The sequence below is a fragment of the Colwellia ponticola genome, from assembly GCF_005885605.1.
GTDB lineage: Bacteria > Pseudomonadota > Gammaproteobacteria > Enterobacterales > Alteromonadaceae > Colwellia > Colwellia ponticola.
The window spans coordinates 93,541-106,684 of sequence record NZ_SZVP01000003.1; the positions used below are offsets into that span (position 1 = coordinate 93,541).

Here is a 13,144-nt window from a genome sequence, read left to right on the forward strand (position 1 = left end):
GAACACATAATAGAACGAGCAAAACCTAAGTAAATTGTGCTATTTCATCTTCGGTTAGCTCACGCCACTCACCCGGTGCTAAATCACCTAAAACTATCTCACCTATCTGCTCTCGATGTAAGCCGATCACCCTATTACCTACCGCAGCAAACATCCGTTTAACTTGATGGTATTTTCCTTCGGTAATAGTGAGTAAGACCTCACTGCGATAAGCTGTTTCATCCACCAAATCAGCTTGCGCTACTCGCGTTAATATTGCAGGGCGAGTTAAGTCGTCTTCACCTTGCAGTTGCAAGCCACTATCAAAACGAGCAACTAACGCCGCTAAGTTATCATCGTCAATGTCACTGCGCAGCCAAACACGATAGGTTTTCTGGCAGTGCTTTTTCGGTGAAATAACATTATGTGACCAACGACCATCATCGGTAACTAAGACTAAGCCAGTAGTGTCGGCATCTAATCGTCCCGCAATATGTAAATCAAATGCTTTATCAACTTCAATAGCATGTAATACCGACGGGTAAACTTCATCAACGTTTGAGCAAATAGTATCAGCTACTTTATGTAAAATATAATAACGTGAGCCGCGAGCGCTAAGTACTTGACCATCAATAGTGACAGTATTATTTTCATGGACTTGCATAGCGGCATTTTTAGCAACCTCGCCATTTACTCGTACTTCACCACTTTTAAGCAATTTTTTAGCTTCGGTTCGCGTCAGTTCAGTACTTTTACAAATAAATTTATCTAAGCGCATAGGGTAAGCATGGTCTCTATCAATGAAAATAATGCGCTATTATCCGTATTGTCTATCAACACGCAACTATTAATAGTATAAAAAAAGGAGAATAATCACACAAAGCTGATACGATGAATATAATCCAGTTGAAAAGAGCTTAAGATGTTTACGTTTATGTCAAAATTCTCACATCATTCTATTAGATTTACTGTGGTAAGTATTGTCATTTTAGCGACTATGGTCACTGCAACTATTGCGATTAGCTTACAATATCACTTTAGCAAAAATATGGCGAAGGAGTCTGCTAGCCAGATTTTTTCATTATCTAGCCAAAAAACACAGTTTTATTTACAAACCCTTGATAAACGAGCACAGAACATCACTAGTATGTTCACAAAGTTCGGTGATTTCGTTGAAGGCCATCAAGTAAAAAGTTCAATAGGACCTGTTTTTGCTGAAATGCTAAAATACAATACGCACTTTTATTCTGTCAATATAGGTTTTGCCAATGGCAACCTCTATGAACTCATTAATTTAGAAGCGAGCCCAGAAATTAGAGCACAAATTGGTGCCTCATTCACCGATCGCTGGGTGACAATTGAGGTCAGTGGCGAAGGGAGCAATAGAACACGAGTGTTACGTTATCTCTATGACGATTTCACTATGCGAACTAGCCGCAAAGAAAGCAGTGATTATAACGCTAGTATCCGCCCATGGTATGTAAACGCTAAAGAAGAGGGGGTAAGTAAAACTGGGCCATATATGTTTCAGCACTTGCAATCACCGGGTCTAAGCTATTCAGCTAAAATTCCAGGATCAGACTCGGTACTGGCGATAGATATCGCACTATCTTCTATTGATGAATATTTAGCAACACGGCAGGAATCTAACAAAAATAGTATTGAGAAAGAAGTATACCTATTTAAAAAATCAGGAGAAATAATATCAAGTAACCAATTAAGCAAAGATAATGTTAATGCGCTTAACCTAACGAAGCTTTCTCTGAGCGAAGCACAAAAAAAATTGATAGCAAGTACTCCACCGTTAAAAGTTTCTAACGAAACAAATTGGGCCCCTATTAGCTTTTCAGTGTCAGGACAACCTAAAGGCTACAGTGTTGAGATGCTTTCCATTATTTCACAAATGACAGGTCTACAATTTGAATTCATTAATGGCTTTACTTGGCCTGATTTAAAGCAAGCTTTTAATCGTCAAAATATAGATATTCTTCAACCTATCTTTAAAACAAATGACAATATTCAACAAGGTATATACTCCAATCCGCTTGTTAATATACCTTTTTCAATTATCACCCAGCCTAACGTGCCTGTATTTACTCATATCAATCAATTACAAGGAAAAAATTTAGCCATCCCTAAAGGCTGGTCAATCATAAACATTATTAAGCAAGCTTTCCCTCGCATAAACATTATTGAATACCCTTCAAGTAAAGCAGTCTTAGAGGCAGTATCACAAGGAGAAGTCTTTGCTGGCCTTGATAATGAAGTTATTTTCCGTTATACCCAAAAACAATTTTTTATTAAAAATATTCAATACCACTCTGCTTTTGATTTTTCGCCCGCTAACTTAGGTAGTTCATTACATTTTATGTTGCAACCATCAAGAAGTGATTTAATGGCGATTATTAACTTGGCGCTTAGCAAGATAACCACTGAGCAAAAAACGATGCTTAAGGCAAAATGGTTTGTCTCCAGTGATAACCAAGCTCAGCAATCGACACAAAAAAAGCAAGGCGTAGTACCTTATGAAGAGTTAATTGAGTTCGCCACGCATAGTACAACTTACGAACAACTTGTACCGCTAGTAATCAATGAAGCCGAACACTTTATTTATCTAACGCCGGTCAATCAAAGTAAAACGGAGTTTCTTGCCATCATAGTCCCAAGTGAGACTATTTTTGCCTCCAGCAATGCCAAGATAAAATTATCGATTATTATAACCACTATTTGTTTATTGCTTCTGCTGCCAGTGAGCTGGCTTTTTTCAAGCCCAATAGTCACCCCTATAAAGCTGCTTGCCGACCAAAACGATAAAATAAAAAACCGTCAATACGATAGCGTACAGCTTATTTCCAGTAATATTAAAGAAATTGATGAGTTAGCTAACTCACTGATAGAGATGTCAGTTTCTATTAAAAATAACGAGTTAAAACAGCAAGAGTTAATGGACTCATTTATCCAACTCATCGCACAAACTATTGATGACAAGTCAGCACATACAGGAGGACACTGTAAGCGAGTACCTGAGTTAGGTATAATGCTAATAAAAGCCGTAGTTGAAGATAAAAGCTGTTTTAAAGACTTTTCTTTCAAATCACCTGATGAGTTTCGTGAATTTAAAATTTCAGCTTGGCTACATGATTGTGGCAAAATTATAACCCCAGAGCATATCGTTAATAAGGGCAGTAAACTCGAAACCATTTATAATCGTATTCACGAAATAAGAATGCGCTTTGAAGTACTCTGGCGAGATGCTGAGATTACTTATTACCAAGCATTGCTATTACAACCTACACAACAAGCACAGTTACAGCAGACATGCATTAACCAACAACAAAAATTGACACAAGATTTTGCCTTTATTGCCAATAGCAATATCGGCACTGAATTTATGGAAGAAAATACAGTTCAGCGATTACAAGATATTGGACAACAAACCTGGCAACGTCACTTTGACAATACCTTAGGCTTATCCCCCATAGAAAACCTGCACCTAGCTCAACAATGCCAACAGCAACAGGCTCTGCCCGTCACTGAATCGCTATTAGCAGATAAAGTAGAACATATTATCAGGCGAGATAAGCCTATTGTCTTTGATGAAGGACTCGGTATAAAAATGTCAGTACCTGAGCATTACGCTAATTTAGGTGAGTTATATAACTTGTCTATCGCCAGTGGTACGTTAACGGTAGAAGATCGATATGTTATCAATGAGCACATAATTAGTACCATTAAAATGTTAGAACAACTGCCTTTCCCGCCAGAGCTTGCAAATATCCCTCGATTTGCTTCTACCCATCATGAAACGCTTATCGGCACAGGTTATCCAAGAAAATTAACCGCTGAACAGCTATCCATTCCTGAACGCGTATTAGTTATTGCTGATATTTTTGAAGCATTAACGGCCACCGATAGACCTTATAAAGAGGCAAAATCATTGGATACCTCAATAAGTATTTTACATAGATTGGCCTTTGAAAAGCATATAGACATTGATTTATTTGAACTTTTTTTAACCTCAGGGACTTATTTAACCTATGCAAATAAATACATGAGCGCCAAACAAATTGATATGGTTGATATCACAAAATACCTGCGCACTTAATACATAGACCCAAGCCACGGCAAGAGTTATCTATTAACAATGGCATCTGATTAATAGTCAGGCATAAAAAAACCTGTTCGAATAAACCACTTAAGTTTGTTCGAACAGGTTTTTATGCCATTAAGTATACCATTAAGCTAAGAAATTAAGCCCTATATTAGCGAGCTTAGAACGAGCAAAATTGATAAACATAACTACTCTGCTTCCGCTAAATACCAGTAGCCTTGGTTAAGTAGTTCCGTTGCCAACTCAACAAAAGCGGCATTATGACTCCAATCACTTAAATCATCGGGTGTTAACATTACGTTATCGCAAAGCAATTTTACACCGTTGGCTATTTCGGCTGAAAAAACCAATTCACTACCGTTGATATAACAGACACCTTGCTCAATGGTATCTTCAAAATAAAAGGCACGTAAGCCACCCAAGCGTTTAATAGCATGGCTGTTAAGTAAGTTACTAACTTCGGTTAAACCAAACGGTTCATCAGGTAATAGTATATCAAGCTCATGTTTAGCCGCTGTTAAAAATTGCCCAGTAAAGGCTTTAAAACTAGTATCATCATCAAGTAGGCACTGAACTTGTGCTTTAATACTGGCGTAGTCATTGTTTGTTACTTCGCCGCTACGGCTAACCACTTTTCTATCAGGGTCAGTTAATAACTGAGTGCCTTGCTCACTATCAATTAAATGATCAGCAAAGGCGCTAAGCACGCTCACTGCTGAATTACCTCGAAAGCCGACAGAAAAACTCATCGATACATCAACAGAGATGCCTTCATGAGGAAACCCTGGTGGAATATATAAAATATCACCCGGCTCAAGCTCTACATCAATAATCGACTCGAAGGGCTTAACATGTAATAAGGCTTCATGGGCTGCAAACTCTTCATGTGCACCATTATCACCCACACGCCAGTGACGTTTACCTGAGCCTTGGCAAATAAAGGTATCGTAATTATCTTTATGAGGTCCAACACTACCACCTGGCATAGCAAAACTGGCCATTAAATCATCTAAACGCCAGTGTGGAATAAAACGAAACGCTTCAATGATTTCTGCTGCTTCTTCAGAAAAGTTATCAAGGGCTTGTATTACCAAAGACCAGTTTTCACTACCTAAATGTTCATAGCTTTCAAAAGGGCCAAAATCAGCTTGCCATTGACCGTCTTTTTTATGCACCAAACGCGACTCTATTTGCTCTTCCATCGCCAAACCTGCCAGTTCGTCGGCCGCAATAGGGTCTACAAAATCTTTAAATCCTTGGCGAATAACGACTGGCTTTTTTTGCCAATATTCATCGAGGAATTGTTGCTGCGTCATTTGGTTCAAGTTTAAGGTATACATAAGGTGTTCACCATTTCATTAAGGGCTGGTATTTCATTGATGCGATTATACGGGTAAGCCGACAAAGTTTGAATACCATTATCGGCTTAATCTGTTATTGATAGGTAATATGGGTCGTTCGACGCGCTACGCTTGGTAACGATAATTTGTCGAGACAAGCATCGACCGACAGCTAAATTAAGTTAGGCTGGCTGCATAGGCTCTTGCTTTGGCTAAGTCTTCAGGTGTATCAACGCCTTCAACGGGCACGTGGCTGTTCGCTACCGCAACATGAATTCGCTCGCCTTGGTACAAAACTCTTAACTGTTCAAGCGCTTCAACTTGCTCTAATTCACTGGTTGGCCAATTAACATAGTCTTTAATAAAGCCGGCACGATAAGCATAAATACCGACATGCCTTAAGTAAAAGTCACCTATAGCACGAATGTTTTCTTCGGTATTTGCCTTAGCGTTTAAAAAACGCTCTCGGTCATAAGGGATCGTTGCCCGTGAAAAATAAAGTGCATAACCGTCTTTATCAAGTAACACTTTAACGGCATTAGGGTTAAAAGCTTCATCAACACTGTTAATATTAATCGCTAGGGTCGACATACGCGCAATACGATCATTTTGCTGTTGATTAGCTAAATTATTAGCAACTTGCGCAATATTTTCCGGTGGAATAAAAGGCTCATCACCTTGCACATTAACAATGATCTCATCATCACTAAATTGATATATGGCCATCACTTCGGCTAAACGTTCAGTACCTGATTGATGATCAGCACGGGTTTTACAAACCTCAGCACCAAAAGCACTGACCACAGCAGCAACTTCATCATTATCAGTAGCGACAATCACTTGACGAGCACCACTTAACTGGGCCTTTTCAACCACCCATTGGATCATTGGCTTGCCATTAATATCGGCTAAGACTTTCCCAGGTAAACGTGATGATTCATAACGGGCAGGAATGACCACAACAAAGCTGGCTTTAGCCTGAGTTGAAAGAGTAGAAACGCTGGTAGACATAACTAGCTATCCTGCTGTGTTGAATGGCTACTGCTAAGCTCTCGTGCTTCTCCTTCGAGTAACACAGGAATATCTTTTTCTATACGATAAGCAAGTCGGTCAAAGTTACAAATAAGTTCTTTCGCTTCTTTATCATAATCTAATTTACCTTTACATACTGGACAGGCAAGGATTTCCATTAATTTTGTATCGAAGGCCATGATAGGTTCTCACTGGTTAGTTATTTTTTGTTTATTATCTGAATTTTAGTATTTTAGTATTTTAGTATTTTAGTATTTTAGTTTGAGCATGTTCACTTTATCATGTAGCACTTGCTGCTCTGCTTGACTAAAGGTTGCATCAACCGGCAAGTACCACCAATTTTCTTGACCAAAGTCGCGACATTTTACCGCATCTTTCTCGGTCATTAACAAGGGTATATTATCATCAAGAGCATGAAAATCATCACGGGTAAAATGATGATGATCAACAAAGCTTTGTTGCGTTATGATCTGCACGTTATTGTCTGTTAAGGTATCAAAAAATCGTTGTGGCGCGCCTATACCGGCAATCGCGTTAACCGCGCCGTGCAAGGTAACAAACTTCGCTAAACTAAGGCGTTCGCCGCTAAGTAAATGACACACCTCAGTTGCCTGTAAAGTCATATGTAGCGGCGCAGATGGTATTTTATCAGTGGTTTTAGCGTCGTTATCCATTGTATCGCTACCCGCTTGGTGAGTAGAGCTTTTACCATTAAAAATAACTAAATCACTTTTAGCTAAGCGCCACTGCCCTTCTCGCAATGGTCCTGCCGGTAATAATAACCCGTTACCAAATAAGCGTTTACCATCAACAATGATCAGCTCTATGTCACGCGCTAACCGATAATGTTGTAAGCCATCATCACTAATAATAATATCGCAGCCTTGAGCAATAAGTAGCTCGGCGCTCGCAATGCGATCACTACCAACAGCAACAGGTACCTGACAACGTTGCTGAATAAGAACAGGTTCATCACCCGCTGCAGCCGTGGTTGAATCACTCGTCACTAAATAAGGATAATGTGGCGCTTGTCCGCCATAACCTCGCGAAATAACGCCTGGGTTAAAGCCTAAAGCACGAGTGAGTTTGACAAGGTAAATAACTATCGGGGTTTTACCGTTGCCGCCCACGCCTATATTACCCACCACAATAACAGGTTTACTGAGCTGGTAAGATTTTGATAAACCTAGCGTAAAGCTAAAACGTCTTAAGGCACTAAGTAGCCAAAAAAGTGCTGATAATGGCAATAACAACGGTACCAATAACCATTTAGCTGGGTGCTGGTAAAACCAAACTTTTTCAATTAAACGCATCGCATACTGTCTCTATTTACCTTAAAGCTGCTGACTTTAAAACGGGTTAACTTAAAGTTAACGTTAAAGCTATTCAAATTGGAAGCTATGTAATTGCGCATAAGCGCCTTGTTGAGCAAGTAAACTTTGATGGTTACCTTGTTCAACAATTTTACCTTGCTCCATCACAATAATTTTATCGGCACTTTCAATGGTCGATAAACGATGGGCAATCACAATAGACGTACGGTTTTGCTGTAAGGTATGTAAAGCATCTTGAATATGGCGTTCAGATTCAGTATCTAAAGCACTGGTTGCTTCATCTAAAATTAAAAAAGGTGTATCGCATAACAAGGCTCGAGCAATAGCGACACGTTGGCGTTGACCACCCGACAATAAGGCGCCATTTTCACCTATATTGGTTTCAAGCCCTTGCTCCATCTGCTCAGCAAATTCCATAACATGAGCGCTCTTAGCCGCTTCAATAATTTCAGCGTCGGTAGCCTCAGGCTTACCGTAAGCAATATTATTAGCTAGGGTGTCGTTAAATAAAACCACTTGTTGCGAGACATAAGAAAACTGCTTACGTAAATCTTTTAACAAAAACTCTTCAATATTAGTGCCATCAATTAATATCTCACCCGCAGTAACATCATAAAAGCGTAATAATAATGAGCTGGTTGTCGATTTACCGCTACCTGAGCGCCCTACTAGCGCTAAGGTTTCGCCGGGCTGTAAATCAAAACTCACATCCGTTAACGCCAGTTTAGCGCCCTGCTCGTCATTAGTGAGTGACGTATTATCAGTTTTGGCGTAAGCAAAATCGACATGCTTAAACGATAAAGCGCCTGAGGCTTTCACCAGTGCTTTATCACCATTGTCTTTTTCTTTTTCATGATCGAGTATCGAAAAAATACTGACACACGCAGCCATGCCTTGTTGCAGTTCACTATTAACATTGGTGAGCATTTTTAATGGTCTTAACAACATGGTCATATAGGTAATAATACTGACAAAAGTACCTGGAGAAATACTATCGCGCAGTGTGTCTGAGGTAATAGCATAAAAAACAAAGGCTAACGCAAACGAAGCAATAACTTGAATAATAGGGACACTGGCAGATTTAGTCGCCTGCATTTTCATACGTTGTTGACGGTTATGTTTATTAATCTTGGCAAAACGCGCAAATTCTCGCTGTTGTCCGCCAAACGTTAGCACCACTTTATGACCATTAAAGGTTTGCTCAGCCGCGGTAGTCACCTCGCCCATGGCACCTTGAATATTTTTACTCACTTTTCTAAAACGCTTAGATACCACATTAACAATCACGGCAATAACGGGCGTTATCAGTAAGAAAATCATCGATAATTGCCAGCTGTAATAGAACATTAAGCCGAGTAAACCAATCACAAACGCGCTTTCACGCACCATGGTAGAGAGCGACTTACTGACTGAGTTGAGTACTTGCTCGGTATCAAAAGTGATTTTAGAGATAAGTGAGCCAGTAGACTTTTGATCATGAAAAGTCACTGGCATTGACATAATATGCTCAAACAATTGTTGTCTTAAATCAGCAACGACATTATTACCGACCCAGGCAAGACAGTAATTGGCAATAAAATGCGCGATACCACGCACAGCAAACGCGCCAATGATAAACAAGGGCGCCCATTTCATAAACTGCGCATTAGAGCCGGCAAGCCCTTCATCAACCAAAGGTTTTAACTGTGATAAAAAATAAACATCGATAGCTGCATAACTGAGCATGCCAATAATTGCAGCAACAAAACCAAGCTTATAAGGTTTAGCGTAACTAACCAGGCGTTTAAAGTTTTTCCAAGATGTTGTTTTGGTTAAGTCAGGTAAAGGTGAAACGATATTTTCTGCAGATGATGCCATTAGTGATAATTACTCGGGTATGTAAATGACTTAAAGGGAAATAGATAAAGTATTAAGGCTACTGATGTTAATAAGCTAATACGTAAAATAGTCGTACTTTATCACGTTTATTTGATGAAATTGTATTTTAACGTTAATTAGCAAGACAACCAACAAAAACTCGTGCTAATGACAAATCAAAGTACTTAACTCAAACGCTTAAGCCGTTAGTGGCTAAACCAAAAAGGTCGTAAATCTTCAACGTAACTTCGTTTAATTATACCACTTTCATTAATGGTTATAATGACTTGTCCTAACTCAGCACTCGTTAACAACTTAATATTATTGGCACGATAACGCTCGCTAACCGCCGTAACAGGCATTCGCCAACGATTTAAATAACCGGCACTCACTAAAGCAACTCTGGGTGATAATTGCTCAATAAATGCCTGACTTGATGAGGTTTTCGAGCCATGATGAGGTACTTGTAATATATCTACCTGAAGTAGAGGATAACGCGTTAATAGCTGCTGCTCTATTTTCGCAGAAATATCCCCCGTTAACAGTAATTTATGGCCAAGTCGGTCAGTAATTAATATCACACAAGAGTCATCATTTTTTTGCTTGCCTTGATTAAGCACTGCATCTGAGGATTCAGGTACTAAGGGCGATAACACATCAAATGTTAAGCCTTGCCAACTAAGGCTCTGCTTAGCATGACAATCGCTAAGCATGTTATCACTAACAAGCGACTGATTACTCACTAGAGGCTTACTAATAGCGTTAAGTATGCCTTTGTCATTACTGATAACTTCATCAATGGTGATGTTTTCTAGCAAAGCACCGATGCCACCAGCATGATCATTATCACTATGACTCAATATCACTTTATCGAGCTTTTTAATCGCTGAATATTGTAAATACGGCAATATAACCGCTTCACTTAAGGTAAAACCACTTGGGTAAGCCGCACCAGTATCATATAAAATAGCCTGTTTATTTCGTGTAATTAACACGGATAAACCTTGACCGACATCAAAAAAAACAACCTGCCACGGAGTAAACTTCTGAGTCAACGGCCCCTGCTCTGTCACTATTAATGTTTGCTCTTGTGATGACCTTAAATAGCCACTGACTAAGCTAGTCATTAACACTAAAGCAACCAAAACGACTAAGGACATGGCACTTTTTTGGATTACCTTGTTCACTATAAAAGGCGACAGATAAAGCATAACAAAAATAAGCACACCGAACACGACTATGCAAAGTTGTTGCTCTAACGATAACACCACCATGGCATGAGGTATGTTGCTAAGCAAATCAAGAAAATACCAAAGCCAACTAAGCGACTGCAGTGACAGCATCATAAGCCACTGCGATAATTGCTCACTGAACGGCATTAACAACACTGATAGAAGCGCAGTAGGTATACTAACCGCGCTCATCCAAGGCACCGCAATAAGATTAGCGAGTAAACTCACTAGCGACATTTGTTGAAAAAATAACGCGGTAATGGGCATAAGCATTAAGGTTAATGCTAACTGAATAATTAATAAGCTTTTTAAAAAGCGCCAAGGTGCTGAGCCTTGATAAAGCCACGATTTAAATCGCCACAGTGTCACAAAAATGATAGCCACTGCATAAAAAGACAACCAAAAACTAGCCGTTAGTAGACTAAATGGACTGATCATCAATATAATAAAAAGGGTAATGAGTAATAAACGTTTAACTGAAAAGTGAATACCGACTAAACGACTACACCAATACAGATTTAACATCACTAACGCGCGCTGGGTAGGTAAAGAAAAGCCCGCTAAATAAGCATAAAATGTTGCTAATAACATACTAACAGCAATCGCAATATAGCGCATGTTAATGCGCTGCCATCGCGGATTATTCAACGGGAGCTTGTGAACAATAAACATCACCATAAAAAAAGTACTGCCAGCCAATAAGCCAATATGTAATCCCGAAATAGCAATAAGGTGACTAGTGCCTGTTGCTTGTAATACTCGCCAATGCTCATCATTAAGTAAACTGCGCTCACCAAAAGTTAATGCTAATAAAATAGGCGTAAGCTCATGGCTTGGCGATAAACCTAGATATTGATCAAATAATCCCTGTCTAACAGTGCTATTTGTTGGTAATACATTCTTTTTATTGTCTGATGTGACGTCCTGACTGTTTTTTTTGGGCGGGTTAACCACATAGCCTGTCGCGACAATATTATTGGCTTTAAGCCAACTGACATAATTGAAAGTACCTACATTAGCTAAGCCATGAACGGGTTTTAGTTTAACGTTCACGATAATTTTTTGTCCCTGAGCAAGATCAATCGTTGATTTCTGCCAACTGAGACGAATAATAAAGGGAGTATTTAGTGGTTCTTCATTAATCTTCTTTACCAACAAATTGAATCGTTTAGTCACACCATGCTGTTGACTTTTATGTTGATTTGAACGACTAGTAGTAGTCGTTACATTTTCACTTAGGACATTAAGCGGGTTAACTTGTATATTAAGTACCTCACCTTCAACAAAAAATGATTGCTTATCTTGCACCAAGTCAATAACAAGTTTGGGTAATTGACTATGATAGAGGTATGCTTGTGTTAAAATCCATAGCGCGCCAAGGCAGAATCCAACGCTAGAACGTAACTTTTTATGAAAATAAAAAGCTATTGCGAGACAAAGAAGTAAAAATAGCTGAAAAATCGTTGGTACTTCTGCCAAAAACAAGGACAATATAGCACCAAGAAAAAATGTCAGTAGCCACCAATCCATAGTGTATAAATCCTTTTATGTATTGCGGTTAAAATTACAGCGTTAATACCTTAGGTAGTACCTTATAATCTACCTTATTAGTATTGCTCGTTGCTACACTGAGTCATTAACCTTAAAAAATTATTTACCACACTTACTTTAGTTAGAGATTTGTAAAAGAATATGCCAAAAAAAACGTTCAAGCGTTGGATGCCTGATCATCAAACGATAAAAGATAACAAGTACCTAAAAGTGTTTGGCAATTTACTTCAAAATGCAAACCTTTGGCACTTAAACCGTCACTCTGTTGCTAAAGCCTTTGCTGTCGGTTTGTTTTTTGCTTTTATCCCGGTGCCATTTCAAATGGTTTTAGCCGCCGGTACTGCTATTATAGTACATTCTAATTTACCGCTATCAATTGCAATAGTTTGGTTGACCAATCCGCTTACTATGCCGTTTATATTTTATGCCTGTTATTTTGTCGGCGTGAAGATATTATCAGTGCCTGAGCAACACTTTGCTTTTCATGCAAGTTGGCAGTGGGTTGTCGATAGTTTATCAACTATTGGGCCGGCATTTTTAGTCGGCTGTGGGGTACTCGCCTTAACATTCTCATTTTTAGGTTATTTCTTTATCCACGCGCTGTGGCGCTATCAAGCTGTTAAAGCCTGGAAGAATCGTACAAATCGTATAAATAAAAACACAAGAATAAAATAATAATAATATTGAACCACCGAGGCTATTATTAAC

Annotated in this window: 9 protein-coding genes; 2 read left to right on the forward strand and 7 right to left on the reverse strand. The window is 39.0% G+C overall.

Annotated features, from left to right (window positions below; genetic code table 11):
• Window positions 1-25: 25 nt before the first annotated feature.
• Window positions 26-757: a pseudouridine synthase gene (locus FCS21_RS05185; protein ID WP_138621120.1), complete on the reverse strand. Its 732-nt coding sequence runs from the start codon at window positions 755-757 to the stop codon at window positions 26-28.
• 156 nt (window positions 758-913) lie between these two features.
• On the opposite strand from FCS21_RS05185, the gene FCS21_RS05190 reads away from it, so the two are divergent.
• Window positions 914-4,084, forward strand: a complete 3,171-nt coding sequence (locus FCS21_RS05190) for an HD domain-containing phosphohydrolase (RefSeq protein ID WP_246047031.1) — start codon at window positions 914-916, stop codon at window positions 4,082-4,084.
• Window positions 4,085-4,278: 194 nt separating this feature from the next.
• On the opposite strand, the gene FCS21_RS05195 is transcribed toward FCS21_RS05190, so the two are convergent.
• The 6 genes from FCS21_RS05195 to FCS21_RS05220 all read right to left on the reverse strand — a co-directional run bounded on the left by FCS21_RS05195 (window position 4,279) and on the right by FCS21_RS05220 (window position 12,415).
• Window positions 4,279-5,430 (reverse strand): cupin domain-containing protein, encoded by a 1,152-nt coding sequence (locus tag FCS21_RS05195; RefSeq protein ID WP_138621124.1) that lies wholly within the window; start codon window positions 5,428-5,430, stop codon window positions 4,279-4,281.
• Window positions 5,431-5,607: 177 nt separating this feature from the next.
• Complete coding sequence (kdsB, locus tag FCS21_RS05200) at window positions 5,608-6,441, reverse strand: 3-deoxy-manno-octulosonate cytidylyltransferase (RefSeq protein ID WP_138621126.1); 834 nt, start codon at window positions 6,439-6,441, stop codon at window positions 5,608-5,610.
• Between the two features lie 2 nt (window positions 6,442-6,443).
• Window positions 6,444-6,641: a Trm112 family protein gene (locus FCS21_RS05205; protein WP_138621128.1), complete on the reverse strand. Its 198-nt coding sequence runs from the start codon at window positions 6,639-6,641 to the stop codon at window positions 6,444-6,446.
• Between the two features lie 69 nt (window positions 6,642-6,710).
• Window positions 6,711-7,775 (reverse strand): tetraacyldisaccharide 4'-kinase, encoded by a 1,065-nt coding sequence (lpxK, locus tag FCS21_RS05210; RefSeq protein ID WP_138621130.1) that lies wholly within the window; start codon window positions 7,773-7,775, stop codon window positions 6,711-6,713.
• Window positions 7,776-7,844: 69 nt separating this feature from the next.
• On the reverse strand, window positions 7,845-9,653 hold the full coding sequence (gene msbA, locus FCS21_RS05215) for a lipid A export permease/ATP-binding protein MsbA (protein WP_171035637.1): 1,809 nt from the start codon (window positions 9,651-9,653) through the stop codon (window positions 7,845-7,847).
• 206 nt (window positions 9,654-9,859) lie between these two features.
• Entirely contained in the window at window positions 9,860-12,415 is a 2,556-nt protein-coding gene (locus FCS21_RS05220) for a DNA internalization-related competence protein ComEC/Rec2 (RefSeq protein ID WP_138621132.1), read from the reverse strand.
• 162 nt (window positions 12,416-12,577) lie between these two features.
• On the opposite strand from FCS21_RS05220, the gene FCS21_RS05225 reads away from it, so the two are divergent.
• A complete protein-coding gene (locus FCS21_RS05225; protein ID WP_138621134.1) occupies window positions 12,578-13,111 on the forward strand; it encodes a DUF2062 domain-containing protein in 534 nt (177 codons plus the stop codon).
• The last annotated feature ends 33 nt before the right edge of the window (window positions 13,112-13,144 follow it).